This is a genomic window from Sorangium sp. So ce204 (assembly GCF_051526795.1).
GTDB lineage: Bacteria > Myxococcota_A > Polyangia > Polyangiales > Polyangiaceae > Sorangium > Sorangium cellulosum_B.
Genome location: NZ_CP150317.1, coordinates 7,180,975 through 7,203,292, shown reverse-complemented (window position 1 = coordinate 7,203,292; position 22,318 = coordinate 7,180,975). Strand labels below are relative to the sequence as shown.

The window sequence follows — 22,318 nt, the reverse complement described above, 5'->3', positions numbered from 1 at the left end:
CGGGTCCCTCACGCTGTGAATGCCCGCAGCAGCCGATCGCGCTGCGCCCGCAAATAGCGGATGTCCTCTTCGTACAGCGCAGGGTGCCCGGCCGCGATGTGCGCCTGGGACGCGACGTCGCCAGCCGCGGCATGCGCGCGCATGGAGGCGAGCAGCGCCGCGAGTCGGTCGGCCATGGTGTCGAGCAACAGGGGCCCTGGCGGGAGGCCATAAGCGCGGCAGAACCGAGCTGCGTGCCGCGCCTGGTCCTCGAGGCTGCCGGCGCTGTCCGGGTTGCTCGGCGCGTGCAGCGGCGCGAAACGGTAGACGGCATACGCCACGTCCCACACGCGCGGGCCCGGATGAGCGGTGTCGAAATCGATGAAGCCGACGACCCGGCCGCCGCGGACGACACAGTTGTACGGCGCGAGGTCGCCGTGACAGATCACCTCGGCCGGTGGGCGGGGCGGGAGCTGCCACCGGTCGTCCGATCCTGACACGAACGTCGCGCTCGCGTCGTGGAACCGGCGCAGCAGGATGGCGGCGGACGCGAGGAGCTCGGGCGTGCGCAGCTCGGCCGGGAGCGGGTTGTGTACCTCGCCATCGAGGTACGACAGCACCTCGTTCCCCTCGTCGTCGCGCCCGAGCGGCTCCGGCGCCGCGTCGAAGCCCGCCGCCCGGACGTGCCGCAGGAGCCGGTGGATGGCAGGCGTGGCCGCCGTCGCGGGCCGGTGGACCCTGTCGCCGCGCCGGCGCACGGTGTTGACGCCGCCCTTGAATACCTGCTCGTCGACCATGCAAAGCCCTCTCCGCCGGGGCGCCAGCTCCGCGGTGGCGGAGTCGGCCCCTGTTTCGTCGCTGGTTGCGGAAAAGCGGGTCTCCCCTGGTGCACCTCGACCGCCTCGGCGCGCTACGGCCGGAGGAGGAGCTCCTCGAGGACGGTGGTCAGCTCGTCGACCCTCACCGGCTTGGTCAGGTACCGATAGAACCCGGCCTGCTCGGCGCGGCGGGTATCCCGGGCCATCGCCGCCGCGCTGAGCGCGATCACGGGAATGTCGCGCGTCTCCGGCCACTCCTCGAGCTTGCGCATGGCCTCGTAGCCGCTCATCCCGGGGAGGTTGATATCCATGATGACGACCTCGGGCTGCCGCGAGCGCGCGAGCTCGATGCCGATCTCGGCGTTCGGCGCGGTGATCAGGTGGACGCGCTCGAACTCGGAGATGAGCTCCTCCATGAACGCGATGTTCGACGGGTTGTCTTCGACGTACAGGACCGAATGGCGGACGCCGCCGGGCCCGGCGAGCGGCGACGCCTCCAGGCGCGCATCCGCCTGCGCCGGGGCGGCGACCGCCGGCGGCTCCTGGTGCGCCGGGAGCTCGATCCAGAACTCGGACCCTTCGCCCGGTATGCTGGCGAAGCCGACGCCGCCGCCCATGAGCTCCGCGAGCCGCTTCGTGATGGCAAGGCCGATCCCGGTCCCCTCGATCGGCCCCGTCTCCTGCCCTGCGCGCTGGAAGGGCTGGAAGATCTTCGCGTGCTGCTCCTGGGGGATGCCGATGCCGTTGTCGATCACGCAGATCTTCACGACCCCGTCCTCGGGCAGCGACACCGCGATCGTGGCGCGACCCCCCCTGCGGCCGTACTTGATCGCGTTCGAGCCGTAGTTCATGAGGATCTGCGCGAAGCGCGTGCGATCCGCCGTGATCTTCGGGAGGTCGGCGGGGAGGGGCGCGAGCGCGATCTCGATCCCGGCGCGCTGGGCCATCGGGTCGAGCGTCGTCTTCACCTCGATCAGCACCTCGGGGACGTTCACCGGCTCGATCGACACCGTGACGCGGCCCGCCTCGATGCGCGAGAGATCCAGGATGTCGTCGATGAGCTTGAGCAGGTGCTCGCCGCCCTTGAGGACGTGCTCTATCCGCTCCTTCTGCCGATCGGTGAGCGGCGTCTTCCTGTCGCGGTGCAAGAGCTGCGCGAAGCCGAGGATCGCGTTGAGCGGCGTGCGGAGCTCGTGGCTCATCGAGGCGAGGAACTCGCTCTTCGCGGAGCTCGCGGCCTCGGCGATGCCTCGCGCCTTGCGCAGCTCCTCCTCGCGATGCACGTCGCCGGTCATGTCCCAGAGGGTGCACACCGTCCCGCCCTCGGCCGTGCGGCGCTCGGTCGCGCGCAGGCTGCGCCCGTCGCTCGTGCAGAGATCCAGCGTGCCGTCCGGCTCCGCGTGGTAGGCGAGCATCCTCTCGCGGAAGGCGGCCGGAGGCTCGCCGCCGAGGGCGAACAGCCCCGCGGCGAGGCCCTCGCCGACGATCTCGTCATAGCTCCGCCCGATCATGGGGCCGCTCACCCGCGCGCCGAGCCAGTGCCGGTAGACGCTGTTGCAGAGCGCGAGCCGATCCTGCGCGTCGAACACGGCGAACGCGCCCTGGAAGCTCTCGACCGCGCTCCGCAGGAGGTCGCTCGTGCGCTGCGCCACGGCCTCCAGGCGCTTGCGGTCGCTGATGTCGCGGATGGCGCTCGAGAAGAGCGTGCCCCCCTCGGTCGTCAGCGGGCTGAGGCTGATCTCGACCGGGAACTCGCTGCCGTCCCTCCGGCGGCCGAACAGCTCCAGCCCCGAACCCATGGGGCGCGCCCTGGGCGCGGCGATGAACGCCGAGCGGTTCGCGACATGAGACCGCTGGAATCGCTCCGGGAGCAGGATCTCGATCGCCTGTCCGAGGAGCTCGCCGCGCGTGTAGCCGAACATCCGCTCGGTCTGGACGTTGACGAACACGATACGTCCCTGCTCGTCGACGACCACCATGGCGTCGGGCGCCGCGTCGATGAGCAGGCGGAACGTGCCGTCATCGAGCTGGCGAGCGCCAGGCCCGTGGGGCGCCTGCTCGGGTGCTGACAGGCGTTCGGCGGAGGAGATCTCATGTGTCATCGGGGAGCCTCACACAGAACACGGCGCCAGGGGCGTTGTCCTCGATCCGGATGTCGCCGCCGTGCGCCTCGACGGCCATCTTGCAGAACGCGAGCCCCAGGCCGCGGCCCGCGCGGTGGAGGGCCGGAGCGTCGCCTCCGAGCTGGACGAAGCGATCGAACACCTGCGCGCGCATCTCGGCGGGGATGCCCGGCCCCGCGTCCGCCACGCGGATCTCCACGTCAGCGCCGCGCTTCACGGCGCCCACGGTCACCGCCGTCCCGGCCGGGGCGTGGACGATCGCGTTCTCGAGGAGGTTCTCGAGCGTGCGGCGGAGCAGGTCCGGATCGGCCCTGACGGCGGGCACCTCGACGGCCTCGCGCAGCGAGAGCGATCGGGAGCTCGCGCGCAGGTCGAGCGCGGCGAACGTCTCGAGGACGAGCGCGCGGAGATCGACGCTCGTCCGCTCGGGGGCGAGCCTCCCCTCCTCGCTCTTGCTGATGTCGAGCAGGTTGTAGATGAGCCGCAGCAGGGCCCGCGCCTGGTCGCGGATGTGCCGCGCGGAGTCGCGCGCCTGCTCCGGGAGCGCGCGGTCCCGGAGCAGGAACTGCGCGTGCAGGTCCATGGTGCTCACCGGGTTCTTCAGATCGTGCACGACGAACGCCATGAGCCGCTCCTTCTGGAGCTGGAGGCGCATCAGCGCGTCGCGCTGCTGCCGGACGAGCTCGACGTGCTCGCGCAGCTCCGCGCCGAGCCGGCGCAGCCTCAGGGCGGCCTGGACCCGCACGAGCAGCTCCGACGGGCGGATCGGCTTCGTCAGGAAGTCGTCGCCGCCGGCGCGCAGCGCGCTGTCGAACGTGTCGACGTCGCGGAGCGCCGTCAAGAAGACGATCGGCGTGCTCGCGCCCTCGGGCAGGCCGCGGATCCGTGCGCACACGGCGAACCCGTCCATCCCCGGCATCCGCACGTCGAGCAGCACGCAATCCGGCTTGTGGCGCTGGAATTGCTCGATTCCCTCCTCGCCCGTGACGGCGAGCACGACCTCGTAGCCGTCGTCCTCGAGCGTGGCCTGGGCCAGAGCGCGGTTCTGTTCGTTGTCATCGACGACCAGCACCTTGGATCTCGGCTCGTGCTGTTCCATGCGGCCTCGGCTCCGGGCGCGAGGTTACATGAGCGGCAAGTGCCCTACCACAGCGTTCAGGTCATGGCGTCGACGTGTCGTTCGCGGGCAACCGCCTCACTGCGAGCGGGAAGCGCGAGGAGAAGGAGACGTAGCTGGACGCCCCTCGGTCCGCGGCGCTCGACGCTGGCGCTCACGAGGCAGAACAACGCATTCGGTTGCGACCCAATCAACGGACGACTGTCCTGGTGCGCGTCGCGCGCACCGCCAGCGCCGCGAGCAGCGCGCACAGCCACGCGACGCCGTAAGCGGTCGCCGAGGACACCCGCGCGAGCCCGATGTGCAGCGCCACGAAGAAAGAGGCGAAGCCGAGCAGGCCACGCAAGAAGCCCGCGAGCAAGGCCACCGTGGCGGCCGCGCCGTGCCGGGGCAGGGTGAAGCACGGCAGGACGTTGCCGGTGATCGGGATCGCGAGCAGCAGCCCGCTGAAGCCCACCGGCGCGGCGCCAGCGCTGCGCACGATGCACCAGGCCATGGCCATCGCCGCGGCCACGCGGCAGGCGAGCTCGACGCGCGGAATGGCCACCACCGCGGGCGGCTCGCGCAGGCGTGACAAGGAGAGCGCGCCCAGGGCGGGCGACGCCAGCGCCGCGGCGCACGCGAGCAGCGGGGGCAGCCGCAGCGCGAGCAGCGCCGCGCCCACCGACAGGAACGCCGCGTTGGCCGCGAGCAGCGCCACGCCCCAGCGCCGCCCCCGCCGCGCGCACCAGGCGAAGGTGAGCACATGAACGATCGTGGCCGGGACGCACACCAGCGTCGCGAGCGCGATCGCGCCCGCGTGGGCGGGCGTCTCCTGCAGCAGCACGAAGCCCATGATCGGGCCCACGATCATGGGCAGCCCGGCGAGCGTGCCGCCCACCGCGTGGCCGAAGCGGCGCGCCGCCAGCGAGGAGAGCAGCACCGACGCGCCCACCAGCGCGAGCTTCAGCAGCACGAAGGCCCGCGCCTCCATCGATCGCGCCGCACGACACGCATGGCTCGCGGGGCCCTGTAGGGCCACGCCCCGTGTAAGACAATGCCAGAGGCTCTCCTGCTCGGCGCCTCGAGGTGGTCAGACCTCCGGCGCGCGCCTCGCGCCCCGCGGGGCCGCGAAGCCGGGCCTCGACGCGGGCGGCTCGGCGCCGAAAGGACGCCTCACGCTGCGCCCGCCCGCCGGAGGCCGGAGCACAGCGCGCCCGCCGGTTTGCGACGCTCGGTGGCTCTGGGCTGCGCCGGGCTCCCCGTGTACGCTCTCCGTGGCTTTCTCATGTCGACATGCCCTACGTGCCGAACCGAGCATGCGGACGGCGTCGCTGCCTGCGCGACGAACGTCGAGACGCTCGCGGCGGAGCCCGCGCCGCCTGGCGCCGATCCGGAGCTCGCGCCGGGAACGCCGGTCGGCGAGTACCGCGTCGAGGCCAAGATCGGGGCAGGGGGCTTCGGCACGGTCTACCGCGCGATCCACCCCGTCATCGGCAAGGCGGCGGCCATCAAGGTCCTGAGCCGCCAGTGCTCCGCGAACCCGCAGCTCGTCTCCCGCTTCGTCGCGGAGGCGCGGGCCGTGAACCAGATCAGGCACCGCAACATCATCGACATCTTCTCGTTCGGCGCCCTCGAGGACGGCCGGCACTACTACGTGATGGAGCTGCTCGAGGGGATGACCCTCGACGCCTACCGCCGCAAGCGCGGGCGCCTCCCGCCCGCCGAGGCGCTGCCCATCCTCGTCAAGATCGCGCGCGCGCTCGACGCGGCGCACGCGGCGGGCATCGCGCACCGCGACCTCAAGCCCGAGAACGTGTTCCTGGTCTTCGACGAGGACGGCGCGATCTTCCCGAAGCTGCTCGACTTCGGCATCGCCAAGCTGCTCGGCGAGTCGTCGAGCGCCGTGCACAAGACGCGGACGGGGCACCTGATCGGGACGCCGCTCTACATGTCCCCCGAGCAGTGCCGCGGCAAGAACGTCGATCACCGGACGGACATCTACTCGTTCGGGATCCTCGCGCACGAGCTGCTCGCCGGCGCGCCGCCGTTCGACGGCGAGAACGCGTTCGACCTCCTGATCAAGCACACGTCGGAGGCGGCGCCCCCTGTGTCGACCGTGGCGACGCACCTCTCGCCGGCGCTCGACGCGCCGCTCCTGCGGATGCTCGAGAAGGACCCCGCGAGCCGCCCGGCGTCGCTGCTCGAGGCGACCGTGGCGCTCGTGGAGGCCGCGCGCGGCGCGGGATACGAGCTGCCCGGCGGCCTCCTGCGGGCGAGCGACGCCGCCGTCGGGCGAGGCGCCGCCGCGCGGGACCGCGCGCGCGGCGCGGCCGTGGAGGCGCTGGACGCCGGGCTCGCGCCGACGCAGCGCGGCCCCGCCGCGGAAGCGAGCTCGGGGCTGCACGGGAACGAGACGTTGCTGCAGGGATCGCTGCCGAGCAACCTGGAGAGCAAGCCGGCCACGGCGTCGCGGCGGAGGGCGGCGCTCGCGGCGGTCGCCGTCCTCGGCATCGGCGCGGCCGCGGCGCTCACGCTGCACTTCGGGCACATGCAGATCGGCCACGGCGAGCCGGCGGCCGATGCCCCGCGCGCGCCCGCGTCGGCCGCGGCGATGCCGAGGACGGAGGCCGCGCTGGTCGCGCCGGTCCTGCCGGCTTCCGCCGCCGCCGCGGCCGCCCCGGAGTCGGCCGCGCCGTCTCCGCCGCTGGAGGCGACAGCCGCAGCCGCGGCGAGCGCCGACGCGGCGCCGCCCGACGTCGAGCTCCGGATCCGGGCGACGCCGAAGGAGCTCGAGGTATGGAGCGAGGGCAAGCTCGTCGGCAAGGCGCCGGGGCCGCTGCGCCTGCCGCGCGGGCGCGCCGTGAAGCTCACCTTCAAGGCGCCCGGGTACCAGGAGCAGGCGCAGGAGGTCCCGGCCGAGGCGGACGGCGCGATCACCGTGTCGTTGAAGAGGGTGGCGCCGACAGCGAGGGGCGCCGTCAGGAAGGGCGACCTGGAAAACCCGTTCCAGTGAGCATGCGCGCGAGGCCCGGCTTCAGGCGATACGTGCGGGCGATCGGGGCGGCCGCGGCGCTGCTCGTCGCGGCCGCCGGCTCCGCCGGGTGCGTGGAGCTCGGCGAGATCTCCCCGGGCGTGTGCGGCAACGGCGTCATCGAGCCGTCGCGCAACGAGGACTGCGACTGCTTCGAGGCGCGCGAGCCCTGCGAGGTGACGACGCGGGATGCGCAGGGCGCCACCTCGACGAGCTGGTGCAACCCGCGCGGAAGCGAGAACGAGTGCCGCTTCGTGTGCAACGACGTGGACGCCGCGTGCCCGAGCGGGTGGGGCTGCGGGGTCGACGGCGTGTGCCGCGCTTCGACGGGCAATTTCAAGCCGCTCGGCGCCGCGCTGCCGCTCGGCGTGCAGCGGCTGATCACGGGTGATCTCGACGGCGACGGCCGCGGCGACCTCGTGGGCGTCGGCTCGACGAGCCTCGAGGCGCTCTATTTCGATGCGAACAGCACGGTGGGGACCCAGGTGTCGATCCCCTCGGCGGGGGACACGCCCGCGCTCGCGCGCCTCACCGACGACGAGACGACGGACATCGCGCTCAGCGTGGGGCCCGGCGTGGCGATCCTGAGCGGCGAGCCGGGCCGCACGTTCGCGCCGGTCCCCGTGCTCGCGTCGGTGTTTCCCCTGGGCTCGCTGCTCGGCGCGGCGTCCGAGACGACGACCCTCCGCGGCGCGCGGCTCTTGCCCGTCGGCAGCACGCGCGAGGACGGACAGACGTGGGTCGCCCTGGTCGTCGGGACCGACACGCGTGGGGCGGCGCCGGAGGATGTCATCGCCGTCGTGCAGGGGTCGGAGAGCGGCCAGCTGGCGTTCATCGATCGGCAGCGCGGGCTGCGCGACGTCGCCGGTCCGCTCGTGAGCGCGGAGCTCGGCGGCGGCCCGCTCCACGAGGTGGTCGTCGCCCTCGCGGACGACTCGGCCGTGCACATCTACTCGCCGGACGACGGCGCGCACACCGCGGTGGAGCTCCCGGCGGGCGCGCGGATCGCGGGCGCGGCCTTCCTCCGGGACGTGAGCGGCGACGGCGTCCTCGATCTGCTCGTGGGCGCCACGTGCGCGCAGCCTGACCCCCGCTTGCCCGCGGGCGCGCCTTGCTACGCGCTCGACGTCGCGGAGGGCGCAGGCGGCGGCGCGTTCGGCGCCATGGCGCCGTACGGCGATCTCTCGTACCCGGCGGGCGACATGAGCTCCGGGCGCTTGCCCGGCTTCGGGGCCCCCGTCGCGATCGGCGATCTCAACGGCGACGGGGTGATCGACATCGTGGACCCCGACGCCGTGAGGCTCGGAAAGGCTCGGCCGTCTCCTCCCTACCAGGTCGAGTTCGACCGGCTCGCGCCGGCGAACGGCCGGCGCTGGACCAGCGCGGTGATCGCAGACCTGACCGGCAACGGCGCGCCCGACGTCGTCGCCGGCTCCGCGGACGCGACGGATCTGACGTTCTTCAACGGCGTCCCCGGCGCAGAGGCCTCCGATTTCAAGCTCAACGAGCTCAAGATCCCGACGCTGGGCAACGTCTCGAGCTTCGTCGTGGGCGACTTCGACGGCGATCTCCTGCCGGATCTCTCGTTCGCCGAGAGCGCCGGGAGCTCGCTGTCGAGCGCGGACCACCCGACGCTGGCCGTCTGCTTCGGCCGGTACATGAAGGCGCCGGAGCCGCCGGTGCGGCTCGGCGCCTTCGAGGGGCTCCTCGACATCGCGGCGGTGCGGCTCCCCGAGCCGGACGACGCCGTGGACGACATCAGCGTGCTCTTCTCGCACGGCGGCGACGTCGCGTTCAGCCTCATCGAGGGCAGCAGCTCGCGGTCGCTGCTGCCGCCGCTACCGCTCGTCCGCCCGGGCGACGCGCGGCAGGCAGGCGAGCTGCGCGCCGTGAGGAGCATCGCCGGCCGCTTCGGGGGCGATCGGGCGGAGGTCGCGTCGCTGACGATCGCTCCTCCGAGCCCTGGCTCCTCCCGGGGCTCGGCCGAGCTCTGGCTCTTGCCGGCGGTCGACTCGGGCGTCATCGCCATGGTCGACGAGGTCAAGCACAGCGTCTCGCTCCCCGCGGAGCTCGTTCCCTCCCGGGAGCCCGCGTGGGCGCTGGATGGGGTCGCCGTCGATCTCGACGGCGATGGAACCGATGAGCTCGTCCTCTCGCTGCCGATCGAGGTCGCGGCGGAGGACGCGGCGGCGGAGCCGGGGACGCCGGCCCTGGCCGGCGCGGTCACCCTCGTGCGCCGCGGCGCGAGCGGCGCCTTCGAGGCGCCGGAGGCGGCCTTCTCGCCCGCGCCTCACACGCTGTACGCGGGGCTCCGCGCCGGCGACATGGACGGCGATGGCCACGCGGACGTCGTGGGCATCGCGTACGAGCTGGCGAAAGGGACGCGAACGATCACGGCGAGCCGGCTCGCCGTCTTCTGGAACACGGGCGAGGGCGCGCTCGACGCGCCGATCGAGCTCGAGGTGCCCGACCCCAGCCTCGTGGATCTGGCGAGCGACGTCACCAGCGCCGACTTCGCCCGCGTCGACGACGGGATGGGAAGGTCGCTCGTCGTGCTCACGCGCAGCGTGGCCTACGCGCTCGACGTGTGCGGCGACGGCGCGGCGGGCTGCCATGATCTCGGCCAGCTCCAGCTCCGCAAGCTGGACGGCATCCCCGGCGGCTCCGCGATCGCGACGTGCGACGTCCTCGGAGATGGGGTGGACGATCTCGCGGTGCTCAGCGACGGCGCGCTCCGCGTCTACGAAGGAGTGCCGATCCGCCGATGAAGACCTCGCTGTGCGTCGTGCTCATGGCCTTCGCGACGACCGCGCTCGCGCCGAGCGCGGCCTCGGCGGAGGAGGACATCGAGCAGGCGAAGGCGCTCTACAACGCCGGCGCCCAGGCCTACGCCGCGACACGGTACCGCGACGCGGTGCAGTCGTTCGAGGCGGCGTACAGGAAGGCGCCGCGCCCTGCCCTCCTGTTCTCGCTGGCCCAGGCCTACCGGCGCCTGTACGTGGTCGAGCAGAGCCCCGAGGCGCTGCGGGCCGCGATCGCGAACTACCGGCGCTACCTGGAGCAGGTCCCGCAGGGCGGGCGCCGCGCGGACGCGACCGAGGCCCTGAGCGAGCTCGGGGTGATCGCCGCGCGCCTCGAGGCGAGCGCTCCGTCGTCGCCCGCCGCGCCGGAGGCGGCGCCGCCCGACACAAGGCCGCGGACCCGCATCAACGTCACCTCGCCGACCGCGGGGGCCCGCGTATCCATCGACGGCGGCGCGCTGGCCGACGTGCCGCTGATGGCCGAGGTGCAGCCGGGCAAGCACCGGATCAAGATCACGGCCGACGGCCACGTCGACGAGGAGCGCGAGGTGGTCGCGATCGAGGGGGACATCCTCGGGATCGACCGGGAGCTGCGCGAGCGGCCGGCGCTCCTCCAGGTGAAGGGCCCCGTCGGCGCGCAGGTCACGCTGGACGGGCGCTTCGTCGGTACGACGCCGCTGCCGCTCCTCCAGGTCGCCCCGGGCAAGCGGTTCTTCGTCGCCACGAAGAACGGACACCGGCCGTTCTCTCGCGAGCTGTCGCTCCGCCGCGGCGAGCGCCTCGTCATCGAGGTGGGCCTCACGAGCTCCTTCCAGCGGAAGATGTCCTATGGCCTCGTCGCGATGGGGGTCCTGTCCGCCGGCGTCGGCGTGCTGACGCTGGCCTCGGGCCTCGAGGAAGAGGACCAGGCGCGCGAGATCGCGGAGAAGCGCGCGGCGCAGGGGATCTCGGAGAAGGAGCTGGGCGACTACCGCGCTCACCTCGACACGCGCGACGAGCTCGCGAACGCGACCGTCGGCCTGTTCGGCACGGCCGCGGCGTTCGCCCTCGGCGGCTTCGTGTTCTACGCGTTCGACACGCCGAACCCGCCGCCGCTGCCCGCGCGCACGGACCCCGCGCCCGCGCGCACCGGCGGCCCGATGCTCGAGCTCTCGGCCGCGCCGATCCTCGGGCCGGGGCTCGGCGGGGTGGGGCTCGTCGGCCGGTTCTGGTGAAGGCACTGCGGAGCCCCGGGCCGCCGAGGGCGGCCATCGCGAGCTAGCGGCGGTAGCTGGGAGGAGGTCGACCCGAGCGACGCGCGGCGCTGCGCCGGCGTCGCGGGCCCGCGGGGGAGGCGTCGAACGACGCCTTCGCCCCGCGTGCCCGCCTTCGCTCGATCAGTTGGGGAACCCGTCGAGCTGGCAGGTCAGGCTGCAGCCGTCGCCGCCCGTGCGGTTGCCGTCGTCGCACGCCTCGTAGGCGCTGTGCACCTTGCCGTCGCCGCAGTACGGGCCGTAGACGCAGCCCGGCGCGCACTTGCCGTAGCCGCCGGTGTTGTTGCCGTCGCCGTCGTCGCACTGCTCCGGGCCGTTGCGGATGCCGTCGCCGCAGCGCGGGCCGAGCTGGCAGCGCGGGCCGCACTGGCCGTAGCCGCCGTCGTTCTTGCCGTCGTCGCACTGCTCGCCGGGCTGGACCACGCCGTCGCCGCACTGCCCGCCGAGGCGGCAGTTGTTGCTGCAGCCCGTGGCCTCGTTCGGGGGATCGCACTGCTCGCCCCACTCCTCGTCGACCCGGCGGTCACCGCACTTCGCCGCCGGGCTGCAGTCGGGCATGCAGCTCCCGTAGAAGCCGTCGTTCACGCCGTCGTCGCAGGTCTCGGCGCCGTTGACGCGGCCGTCGCCGCAGTACGGCCCGTACTGGCAGAGGGCGTCGCAGCCGTCGTACTCGCCGCTGTTGTTGCCCTCGCCGAGATCGCAGTCCTCCTCCACGGGCTGGACGATGCCGTCACCGCAGCGCGGCCCGAAGATGCACGAGGGGCCGCACTTGCCGTACTCGCCGTCGTTGATCCCGTCGTCGCACTCCTCGCCGAACTGCGGCTGGATCACCCCGTCGCCGCAGTGCGCGCCGAGCCGGCAGCTCACGCAGTTCGGGTCGGTCGCGCTGTCGCACTCCTCGCCCCAGTCCGCGTCGACGCGGTTGTCGCCGCACCTCGGCGCCGGCGTGCAGCCCGGCGCGCAGGTGCCGTAGGTGCCGTCGTTCACGCCGTCGTCGCACGGCTCGGCGCCGTTCCTGATGCCGTCGCCGCAGTACGGCCCGTAGTCGCAGGTCGCGGTGCACCCGCCGTACCCGCCGGTGTTCTGCGCGCTGCCGAGATCGCAGTCCTCCTCGGTGGGCTGGACGATGCCGTCGCCGCAGCGCGGGCCGTGGAGGCACGCGGGGCCGCACTGGCCGTACCCGCCGTCGTTGACGCCGTCGTCGCACTCCTCGCCGAGGGCCGGCTGCGTGATCCCGTTGCCGCACTGCGCGGGGAGCCGGCAGCTCACGCAGCTCGGGTCAGCCGCGTTGTCGCACTCCTCGCCCCACTCGGTGTCGACGCGGTTGTCGCCGCACCTCGGCGCCGGCGTGCAGCTCGGGTTGCAGGTGCCGTAAGCGCCGTCGTTCACGCCGTCGTCGCACCCCTCGGCGCCGTTCCTGATGCCGTCGCCGCAGTACGGACCGTAGTTGCAGGTCGCGGTGCACCCGCCGTACCCGCCCGTGTTCTGCGCGCTGCCGAGGTCGCAGCGCTCTTCGTCGGGCTGGACGATGCCGTCGCCGCAGCGCGGGCCGTAGAGGCACGCGGGGCCGCACTGGCCGTACCCGCCGTCGTTGACGCCGTCGTCGCACTCCTCGCCGAGGGCCGGCTGCGTGATCCCGTTGCCGCATTGCGGGGGAAGCTGGCAGTTCAGGCAGTTCGGGTCGGCCGCGTTGTCGCACTCCTCGCCCCACTCGGTGTCGACGCGGTTGTCGCCGCACCTCGGGGCCAGCGTGCAGCTCTCGTTGCAGGTGCCGTAAGCGCCGTCGTTCACGCCGTCGTCGCACCCCTCGGCGCCGTTCCTGATGCCGTCGCCGCAGTACGGACCGTAGTTGCAGGTCGCGGTGCACCCGCCGTACCCGCCGGTGTTCTGCCCGCTGCCGAGGTCGCAGCGCTCTTCCTCGGGCTGGACGATGCCGTCGCCGCAGCGCGGCCCGTAGAGGCACGAGAGCCCGCACTGGCCGTACCCGCCGTCGTTGACGCCGTCGTCGCACTCCTCGCCGAGGTCCCGCTGCGTGGTCCCGTCGCCGCAGTGCTCGCCGCGCTGGCAGCTCACGCAGTTCGAGTCGGCCGGGTCGTCGCACTCCTCGCCCCAGTCGGCGTCGACGCGGTTGTCGCCGCACATCGGCGCCGGCGTGCAGTTCGGGTTGCAGGTGCCGTAGAAGCCGTCGTTGACGCCGTCATCGCACCCCTCGGCGCCGTTCCTCGTGCCGTCGCCGCAGGACGGCCCGATCTGGCACTCGCGCGTGCAGCCGCCGTAGCCGTTCGCCGTGTTGCCGGAGCCGAGGTCGCACGCCTCGTACGGCGCGTTGACCGCGCCGTCGCCGCACCGGGGCGGGGCCACGCACCCGGGCGCGCAGGCGTTCGAGGCGTTGGCGTACGTGCTGTTGTTGACCCCGTTGTCGCAGGTCTCCATGCCGTTCCTGACGCCGTCGCCGCAGTACGGCCCGAGCTGGCAGTTGTTGCACTGGCCGTAGCCCGTCCCGTTCTCGCTGCCGTCGTCGCACTCCTCGCCCGGCGTCACGACCGGCGGGTCGACCCCGCACTGCGGCGTGCACACCGACGTGCCGGCGCCGAAGCCCGACAGCGTGAGCTGGTAGTTCGACCCGGTGACGTGGCGCTCGGCCTGGAACACCGCGATCTCGTAGACCTTGCCCGGCTCGAGGTTCAGGTCGACGTCGTAGGTGGCGCCCCGGTTCGTGCAGCCGGCAGCGGCGGTGCACGGGGTCACGCGCGCGTCGCCGTTGTCCAGGATGGTCACGCTCTCCTGGAGCTGCCCGTGGATGCCGCCGATGTCCGCGGTCAGCGTGTTCTTGATGAACACCCAGACGTCGTCGTCACCGAAGAAGGTGAGCACCGGATCGGCCGCGGCGCCGTTCGGGTTGAACTGGAACCAGTACCGGACCTCGCTCGTGAAGTAGAAGTTGTGCCCCTGATCGCGCGCCCGCTCCAGCCCGGCGGAGACCAGGTTGTCGAGCACCGGATCGCCGTTCGTCTGGGTGCGATCCACGGGCCAGAACGGGTTCCGCTGGTACACGTACCTGGCGGCGTCCGGGCGCAGCTCGATGGTGGTGACGAGCGTCCTATTGTACGTCTGGTTGTCCCGGTACCACCACTGGAAGTTGGTTTGCCCCGTGGTCCAGCCGTTGTTCGCGGTCGGCAGGAAGGGGCCGGCGCCGTAGGCATTCACGGGCTTGCCCGCGCTGTCGAGCGTCGGCAGGACGGTGTAGTCGGTCTGCCCGTTGCCCGTGATCTCGAAGTCGAAGTGCCCGATGCGGTTGTCCGCCAGGTTGGCGTCGCAGTCGGTGTTGTTCGAGCTGCTGTTGTTGCCCTCCGGGCACCAGCCGATGAAGTCGCGGATGACCATCGGCAGCCGCATCTCGGTGGGCTGAACGGCGCAGGTGTAGCCCGGCTCGATCGTGCACGTCGCGGAGCATCCGTCGCCGCTCACGGTGTTGCCGTCGTCGCACGCCTCGGTGGTGTCCCCGGGCAGGAGCATGCCGTCGCCGCACCTCGAGACGCACGCGCCGCCGCTGCAGTCCGGCTCGCCCTTGCAGTCCGGCGTGCAGCCGTCGCGCCAGTTGCCGTTGCCGTCGTCGCAGGCCTCGGTGCCCTCGCGGATGTTGTTGCCGCAGACCGAGAAGCCCGTGCAGTCCTGGGGCTCCCCGTCGTCGCAGACGCTGCCGGGCTCGATCCGGCAGGTCTCGTCGCAGCCGTCGTCCGAGAAGGGATTGCCGTCGTCGCACTGCTCGGCGCCGTTCTTGAACCCGTCGCCGCAGACGGTCTTGCAGGGGAACCCCACGCGCGAGCAATCCCACCCGTCCTCGATCGTCTGGCAATCGGCGCTGCAGCCGTCCCCGCTCGCCGGGGGCTGCTGCCCGTCGTCGCACACCTCGGTGCCGCCGATCTTGCCGTCGCCGCACACGGGCGGCGGCGGCGGGGTGCAGCGCCCGCCGCCCGGCGGGCACATCCAGCCGACCTCGATCTTGCACTGCGCGGTGCAGCCGTCGCCGCCGACAGGGGTCTCCCCGCCGCCGTCGTCGCACTGCTCGCCGAGCTGCACCGTGCCGTCGCCGCAATAGGTCCTCACGGTGCAGGGCTGGCCGGGCTTGCAGATGAAGCCCTCCTCGAGCCGGCAATCCGCCGTGCAGCCGTCGCCCGACACGGAGTCGCCGTCGTCGCACTCCTCGCCGTTGTTCACCCGCCCATCGCCGCACTGATAGACGAGGACGCAGGCCCTGCCCGGCTCGGGGCACACGTACGCCGGGTCCACCGCCTTGCAATCCGCGCTGCAGCCGTCGCCGCCCGCGGTGTTGCCGTCGTCGCAGAGCTCGCCGGGGTTCACGGCGCCATCGCCGCACCGGAACAGGAGCACGCAGGGCTGGCCTGGGGTCGGGCAGCTGTAGAAGGACTCCTGCCGGCACAGGCTCGAGCAGCCGTCGCCGCCCGCGGTGTTGCCGTCATCGCACTGCTCGCCGGTCTCCCTGAGGCCGTTGCCGCAGGCCGGCAGCCGCGCGCACGGCTGGCCCGGCCGGCTGCACTGATACCCCGGCTCGCGCATGCAGTCCGCGCTGCACCCGTCGCCGCTCACGGTGTTGCCGTCCTCGCACTGCTCGCCGTCGTTCACGCGGCCGTCGCCGCACCAGTAGTTGAGGGTGCAGGGCTGACCCGGCGTGGTGCACGTGTAGATCGGGTCCACCCCGCTGCAATCGGCGCTGCAGCCGTCGCCGCCCACGGTGTTGCCGTCGTCGCAGACCTCGCCCGGGCTGAGCACGCTGTCGCCGCACCGGATCAAGAACTCGCAGGGCTGGCCCGGGGTCGGGCAGCTGTAGAAGGACTCCTGCCGGCACAGGCTCGAGCAGCCGTCGCCGCCCGCGGTGTTGCCGTCATCGCACTGCTCGCCGGTCTCCCTGAGGCCGTTGCCGCAGGCCGGCGGCCGGGTGCACGGCTGACCGGGGCGGCTGCACTGATACCCCTCCTCGCGCATGCAGTCGGCGCTGCAGCCGTCGCCGCTCCGGGTGTTGCCGTCCTCGCACTGCTCGCCCTCGTTCACGCGGCCGTCACCGCACCAGTAGAGGCGGGTGCAGGGCTGACCCGGCCTGGGGCACGTGTAGATCGGCTCCACCGCGCTGCAGTCGGCGCTGCAGCCGTCGCCGCTCACCGTATTGCCGTCGTCGCAGACCTCGCCCGGGTTGATCGCGCCGTCGCCGCACCAGTAGAGGAGGGTGCAGGGCCGACCCGGGGTCGGGCAGGTGTAGAAGGACTCCTGCCGGCACAGGCTCGAGCAGCCGTCGCCGCCCGCGGTGTTGCCGTCGTCGCACTGCTCGCCGCTCTCCAGGGCGCCGTTGCCGCAGACCGGCAGGAGCTCGCACGGCTGCCCGGGCTTCGAGCACACGAAGCCGGGCTCGCGCATGCAGGTCGCGCTGCAGCCGTCGCCGGAGGCGGGCGGGTCGTCGCCGTCCTCGCACTGCTCGCCGTTGTTCACGCGCCCGTCGCCGCAGCGATAGAGGAGGATGCAGGGCTTCCCCGGCTCGGAGCACGCGTAAAGCGGGTCCAGCGTCTTGCAGTCGGCGCTGCAGCCGTCGCCGCCCTGGGCGTTGCCGTCGTCGCAGATCTCGCCCGGATCCACGGCGCCGTCGCCGCACCGGATCAGGAGCTCGCAGGGCTGCCCCGGGGTCGTGCAGACGTAGAAGGACTCCTGTCGGCACAGGCTCGAGCAGCCGTCGCCGCTCGCGGCGTTGCCGTCGTCGCAGTGCTCGCCGGCCTCCTTGACCCCGTTGCCGCAGACCGGCAGGCGCTCGCACGGCTGCCCGGGCTTCGGGCACACGAAGCCCGCCTCCCGCTTGCAGTCCGCGCCGCAGCCGTCGCCGGGCGTCTCGTTGCGGTCGTCGCACTCCTCGGAGCCGTTCACGCGGCCATCGCCGCAGTCGTAGAGCAGCGTGCACGGCTCGCCCGGCCTCGGACAGACGTACGAGGGGTCGACGACGATGCAGTCCGCGCTGCAGCCGTCGCCGTCAGCGGTGTTGCCGTCGTCGCAGAACTCGCCCGGATCGACCACGCCATCGCCGCAGGCGATGGTCAGCACGCACGGCTCGCCGGGCGTCGGACATGCACAGTAAGGCTCGATCTCGCACAGACCGGAACAGCAATCGCCGGGCAGGCTGTTGCCGTCGTCGCACGCCTCGCTGGCCTGGTTGATCTCGCCGTCGCCGCAGGCGGGCTCCTGGGGCAAGAGGCACTCGGGGGGCGGGTCGTCGACGGCGCAGGGATCGGGCCCGCCGCCGCTTCCGCCGCCGCCGGAGGCGACGCCAGAGCCGAAGTCACTGCCGCCGCCGCCGTCGCCGGAGCCGCTGGAGGTCACGCTTCCCGCGCCGCCTACGCCAGGATCGCCCGTGGTGGAGGGCGCGCCCCCTCCACAGGCGGCGACTATTTGCAGCAATCCCACGGTCAAAGCCAGATAAGACGTTCTCAACCTCACGACACACCTCGACGAACACGAGCGGCTGCGCTCGGGCAGGACCAGGACGAACACGAGCGGCTGCGCTCGGGCAGAAAGGCCGACGACCCGTCTCCAGGGTACCCCGGCCGCCCTTCGCACCCCTAGACGAAAATCACTTCATCCTGCGCCACTCCGCCACACCCGAAGGAGCGCCCGTTCGCGGCGGAGCCTGCGGAGCATCGCTGACGAATGACGCGCGTTGCGCGACGCAGCGACGGATGGACACGGTGTTTCATTTCAGCTGCTGGTGCACAGGCGCGCGAGCCAGGCTGGCAGCCCGGTTCGGTCTTGACAATCGCGCGGTGACGGGGCTCGGAGATGGTTTGTGTCCCAGGGAGGCGCGGAGATCGCCGCGCCCCGCGGATCCCGGCTGCCGCGCGCTATCCGCCGGCTCGCCTGAGCGCGCCGCCGAGGCCCATCCACGCGATGTACGCCCGCTGCACGTCCTCGGTCCTGCGGTTGATCTCCTCCGCGGCGCCGTTGCCCAGCGGGTCGAGCACGGTGCGCAGCGGCCGCTCCCCGGCCGGCAGCGCCGTGAGCTTCAGGATCGCGTCCGCGATCTGCTGCGGGTCTGCGCCACGGTGAACGCCTCGATCGGCCCCTGCGACAGGACGCCCGCGTTGTTGATCACGACGTCGACGCCGCCCGCCTCGTCGAGCACGCGCGCGACGCCCGCGTCGACCGAGGCGTCGCTCGTCACGTCGAGCTCGAACACGCGGAGCGCGAGCCCCTCGCGCGCGGCGAGCTCCGCGAGCTCGGACGCCGGCCCCGCGTTCTTCGACGTGGTCGCGCGCATCCCGGCGAAGACGCGGTGTCCCGCGCGGGCGAGGGTGACGGCGGTCGCGCGGCCGAAGCCGCTGCTGGATCCTGTGATGAGGGAACGGAGCTCTCGGGTCATTCTCACGCTCGCTTTCCGAAGGGGGAGCAAGGAGCGTATCGCGATGGATCCCTCCGGTGGAACCGGCGAACGGCGATCGTCGGGGTGCGCGGGACAATTTGCCACGCCCTCATCTGGGTATCGTCGCGACAGGATCGATTTCAATGCGAATTGCAGCGGTCGATTCGCAGGCTCGCGCGTGCGCGCGCCGAGATAGTTTCATTGGTCCTGGAGCGGCCGACTCGGCGGATGGCCGGGCGGCGCGATCCACCCACGGATTGCCTGCCTTGACCCCTTCGGGTTGAACCGTATAGTCAGCCAGACGGTCGGGCTGCCCACAAATCGTGTCTGCCGGACCGTCGAGCACACGGCCGCCGCCCTGCGCGGGTCGCGGACGTGTGCGCCGTGGTTGCATCGTCCACCATCACATCATCGGAGGTTCGAATGGAACACCTGATTCGGCAGATCGCCCAGGATCGTCTCTGGAAGCAGTGGATCGCGGCCAACACGTCCGGTGCGCCGACACTCGACGCCGGCTGCATCTCGCGGAAGGAAGGCTGTATCTCGAAGAAGGCCGGCTGTATCTCGAAGAAGGCCGGCTGCATCTCGAAGAAGGCCGGCTGTATCTCGAAGAAGGCCGGCTGCATCAGCTGACGGAGCCGCCGGGGCCGCGGGCGAGGCGGCAGGACCAGGTTCATCTTGCCGTGGTCTTCTGCCTCGCTCGCGCGCGCCCGGACCGATGGGGGCTGCGCTTCTCGATGGCTGTTCAACCTTTTTCCTGGAGTCGACCGATGGACGCCCACGGACCGACGCTCGCGGCGATGATCGATCAGGTCAGGGACATCCCTATCTACCGACAGTCGATCGAGAAGGGCTCTTTCCCGATCCTGGACAAGCCGGAGATCGCAAGAGGCTTTCCGGACAACTGGATGACCCCGAGGCTCGCCGAGGCGCTGAAGGCCGGCGAGGCGGAGCTCGTGCTCTCGACCGGGACCAACCACGCGCGGATGCAGATCATCCGCCCGCCCTTCTTCCTTCTGAAGTCGTACTACCGCCTGTGGAGCGAGCACCCCGACATCGCGGTCACCTGGCATGAGGGCTGCCAGCGCGTCTCGATCACCACGGTGCTGGCGACCGAGCACGTGGCGCGGCTCGCCGCGAGGCGGCGCGGCGCCGAGGCGTCGGCGCTCCCCAGCCTCGAGGAGCGCCGGCTCGACGAGCGGACGCTCTATGTCAACCTGCGGCTCGACCCGGGGCTCTGGGATCGCGGCGACGTCGAGCGCATGCTCGACGAGATGACCGCCGTCCGAGAGGCGCATCCGCGGCGTCTTTACCACCTCGACTGCGATGGCTACCACCTCGCTCACCTGGTGAAGAAGGCCATGGACATCGGAGCGTGGGAGCGCTTTCCGAGGCCGGCCAGCGTCGTTCACGCCTACGAGCTCACGCCGAGGAACGTGCGGCGGTTCCTGGCGGAGCACGTCGAGTGCCCGATCGTCGACCTGTTCGGCAGCACCGAGCTCGGATATCTGTATTACAGCGATCGTCACGGCCGCTACTGGCCTTACCTGGACCAGATGCACCTGGAGCTGATCCCTGTCGAGGAGGGCAGCGCGATCTACAGCCTCATCGTCTCGAGCGTGCGCAACCCCTGCATGCCGCTCATCCGCTATCGCTCGGGCGACTGCGCCGAGACGGTCGACGGCTCCCCCGATCCGCTCCGGATCCGCCGGTTCTGCGGGCGCGAGCGGGAGCTCTTCTGGGCCGAGGAGAGGGGACCGATCTCGCAGGCCGATCTCGATGACTGGATCGCCGTCTCCGCGCCGTCCGTCTTCGTCTATCAGCTCCACGCGGAGGGACAGCGGCGGGGCCGGTTGCTCTATACCACCTTCGACGGCGCGCCCGTCGGCCCGGCCGCGGCGCGCTCGCTGCGAGAGCGGATCTGGGAGGGCGCCGGCCTCGACTGCGTCCTCGAGCACCGCGCCCAAATCGCGATCGGCAAGTCCGGGAAGTACGCATGGCTGGTGCAGGGCGGCGAGGCCGCGGTGCGAGGTGGCTCGTGACGACGGAACGACCCAGGGTGACGGCCGCCGCGCTGAAGGCGCGGCTCGACGGCGCGTTCTTCTCCGGCGTGGTGCGCCATTTCGTGCGGACCACCGGCGAGGAGCCCGCCTATGTCGAGCGTCAGGTGCTCGAATGCCTGCGGTACCTCTACCTGATATCGCGCTATCCGGAGCCGCTGGCCGGGCTGTTCCTGCCGGTGGAGCAGGCGATCGACGAGGTCTGGCATTACCTGATCTTGCAGACGCGGGAGTACCGCGAGCTGTGCGAGGAGCGCCTCCCGGGGCGCTTCTTCATCCATCACCGCAGCCTGCCCTACGAGGACTATCAGGAGGCGCAGGCCAGCCGGGAGCAGGCGATCGAGGAGGCGCTGCGCTGGCTGCCGCTCTACCGCGACGAGTTCGGCCCCTTCGACGAGGGCGCGCTGCCTCACTGGACGATGGTGCGCTTCCTCCACGAGCGCCTGGGCCTCTCTCTCGAGGCGATCGCCGCGCTCGACGCGGGGAACGGGGCCGCCCTGCCTTCCGTGGAGGGCGTCCGTTGAGCCGTCAGGCTGTCGTGCCCGCGCCCGCGCCCGCCACGTCCGTCAACACGCTGGTCCTGCTGCTTTGCCAGGTCCTGGGGATCGCTTCTGTTGTGTCGGTCCAGTTCGCCGGCAGCGTGGTGGGTGAGCGGCTCGCGCGGGACATGCGGCTCGCGACGCTCCCGGTGGCCGTGCTCGTGCTGTCCTCGGCCCTGGGCACCTGGCCGGCCAGCCAGCTGATGCGCCGCTTCGGGCGCAAGCCCTGCTTCATCGCCGCGGCGCTCCTGTCCGCCGGCTGCCTCGCGCTCGCGGCGCGCGCGGTGGACCGCGCCGATCTCCCGCTGTTCTGCGCGGCGGTCTCCGGCGTCGGCCTGCACGGCGCCTTCGTGCAGCAATATCGCTTCGCGATCCTCGAAGGGCAGGAGAGCCACCGGGCGCCGCGCCTCTTGACCATGATCCAGCTCGCCAGCGCGCTCGGCGTCGTCCCTGGCATCTCGCTCTTCGGCCTGCTGGAAGGACGGACGTCGAGCGAGCTGCCCTCTGCCCTGCTCGTCCTCTCGGCGCTCCAGCTCGTCGCGGCGCTCGCGTTCGTGTCGTACCGGCCGCAGGAAGCGCGGGTCGCGGAGGCCTCCGCCGCGGCCGACGCGGGGGCTCCGGCGCTGTACTGGCCCATGGTGGCGATGGGCGCCGGCGCTTTCCTCGTGATGAGCCTGATCATGGTGCCGACGCCCCTCCAGATGTGCGGCGTCGAGCAGCGCTCGATCCGGCAGGCGGGCTGGGTGATCGAGGTGCACCTCCTGAGCATGTACCTGCCTTCGCTCTCGGTCGGCGCCCTCCTGCAGCGGATGTCGATCGCGGCGCTCCAGGGGCTCGGGCTGCTGTTCTTGCTCGCGGGGTTCGTGATCAGCCTGGCCCCAGGGTTCGGAGGGCACCTTGTCGGGCTCTCGCTTGTCGGGGTCGGGTGGTGTTATGTCTTCGTGACCGCGACGACCCTGGTCGCGCGCAGCCGGTCCGGTCCCGAGCGTTTCCGGGCGCAGGGGGTCAATGATCTGTGCGTGTTCACCGCCAGCGGCGCGGCGTCGCTCACGTCCGGCGCGCTCCTGTCGGCGCTCGGGTGGAGCGGCCTCGTGCACCTCGGGGTGGTGCTGGTCCTGAGCCTGATGGCGCTCGCCCTTCGCGTCCACCGCGCCCCACGCCCGGCGCCGGCGCAGGGCGGCGCGCGTCTCTGAAGCGATCG

At 72.2% G+C, this 22,318-nt stretch carries 13 protein-coding genes; 7 read left to right on the top strand and 6 right to left on the bottom strand.

What is annotated here, in order from left to right:
* Positions 1-8 precede the first annotated feature (8 nt).
* The 4 genes from WMF22_RS26855 to WMF22_RS26840 form a co-directional block, all read right to left on the bottom strand.
* Positions 9-776: a phosphotransferase enzyme family protein gene (locus WMF22_RS26855; RefSeq protein WP_437292846.1), complete on the bottom strand. Its 768-nt coding sequence runs from the start codon at positions 774-776 to the stop codon at positions 9-11.
* A 113-nt stretch (positions 777-889) separates the two neighbouring features.
* Complete coding sequence (locus tag WMF22_RS26850; RefSeq protein ID WP_438031635.1) at positions 890-2,899, bottom strand: PAS domain-containing hybrid sensor histidine kinase/response regulator; 2,010 nt, start codon at positions 2,897-2,899, stop codon at positions 890-892.
* Complete coding sequence (locus WMF22_RS26845; RefSeq protein ID WP_438031634.1) at positions 2,889-4,019, bottom strand: hybrid sensor histidine kinase/response regulator; 1,131 nt, start codon at positions 4,017-4,019, stop codon at positions 2,889-2,891. Before WMF22_RS26845 ends, WMF22_RS26850 begins: the two co-directional genes overlap by 11 nt.
* Positions 4,020-4,227: 208 nt before the next feature.
* Positions 4,228-5,010 (bottom strand): hypothetical protein, encoded by a 783-nt coding sequence (locus tag WMF22_RS26840; protein WP_437292843.1) that lies wholly within the window; start codon positions 5,008-5,010, stop codon positions 4,228-4,230.
* Between the two features lie 294 nt (positions 5,011-5,304).
* On the opposite strand from WMF22_RS26840, the gene WMF22_RS26835 reads away from it, so the two are divergent.
* Genes WMF22_RS26835 through WMF22_RS26825 form a run of 3 tightly spaced genes read left to right on the top strand, consistent with a single transcriptional unit; the run spans position 5,305 to position 11,065 of the window.
* Positions 5,305-7,032, top strand: coding sequence for a serine/threonine-protein kinase (locus WMF22_RS26835; RefSeq protein WP_438031633.1), 1,728 nt, complete (start codon positions 5,305-5,307; stop codon positions 7,030-7,032).
* 2 nt (positions 7,033-7,034) lie between these two features.
* Positions 7,035-9,818, top strand: coding sequence for an FG-GAP repeat domain-containing protein (locus WMF22_RS26830; RefSeq protein WP_438031632.1), 2,784 nt, complete (start codon positions 7,035-7,037; stop codon positions 9,816-9,818).
* Positions 9,815-11,065: a PEGA domain-containing protein gene (locus WMF22_RS26825; RefSeq protein WP_437292840.1), complete on the top strand. Its 1,251-nt coding sequence runs from the start codon at positions 9,815-9,817 to the stop codon at positions 11,063-11,065. Before WMF22_RS26830 ends, WMF22_RS26825 begins: the two co-directional genes overlap by 4 nt.
* Positions 11,066-11,227: 162 nt before the next feature.
* On the opposite strand, the gene WMF22_RS26820 is transcribed toward WMF22_RS26825, so the two are convergent.
* Together WMF22_RS26820 and WMF22_RS26815 are read right to left on the bottom strand one after the other, a co-directional pair.
* Complete coding sequence (locus WMF22_RS26820) at positions 11,228-17,599, bottom strand: DUF4215 domain-containing protein (protein ID WP_438037287.1); 6,372 nt, start codon at positions 17,597-17,599, stop codon at positions 11,228-11,230.
* A gap of 562 nt (positions 17,600-18,161) precedes the next feature.
* The gene (locus WMF22_RS26815) at positions 18,162-18,518 is read right to left on the bottom strand and encodes an SDR family NAD(P)-dependent oxidoreductase (protein ID WP_438037286.1); all 357 of its coding nucleotides are present in this window, start codon (positions 18,516-18,518) and stop codon (positions 18,162-18,164) included.
* Between the two features lie 423 nt (positions 18,519-18,941).
* Here WMF22_RS26815 and WMF22_RS26810 point away from each other — a divergent pair, with 423 nt between their 5' ends.
* From WMF22_RS26810 to WMF22_RS26795, 4 genes are all read left to right on the top strand, one after another.
* A complete protein-coding gene (locus tag WMF22_RS26810; protein ID WP_438031631.1) occupies positions 18,942-19,151 on the top strand; it encodes a hypothetical protein in 210 nt (69 codons plus the stop codon).
* A 137-nt stretch (positions 19,152-19,288) separates the two neighbouring features.
* Positions 19,289-20,560 (top strand): hypothetical protein, encoded by a 1,272-nt coding sequence (locus WMF22_RS26805; RefSeq protein ID WP_438031630.1) that lies wholly within the window; start codon positions 19,289-19,291, stop codon positions 20,558-20,560.
* On the top strand, positions 20,557-21,102 hold the full coding sequence (locus WMF22_RS26800) for a glycine-rich domain-containing protein (RefSeq protein ID WP_437292837.1): 546 nt from the start codon (positions 20,557-20,559) through the stop codon (positions 21,100-21,102). Before WMF22_RS26805 ends, WMF22_RS26800 begins: the two co-directional genes overlap by 4 nt.
* Positions 21,099-22,310, top strand: a complete 1,212-nt coding sequence (locus WMF22_RS26795) for an MFS transporter (RefSeq protein WP_437292836.1) — start codon at positions 21,099-21,101, stop codon at positions 22,308-22,310. Before WMF22_RS26800 ends, WMF22_RS26795 begins: the two co-directional genes overlap by 4 nt.
* Positions 22,311-22,318 lie beyond the last annotated feature (8 nt).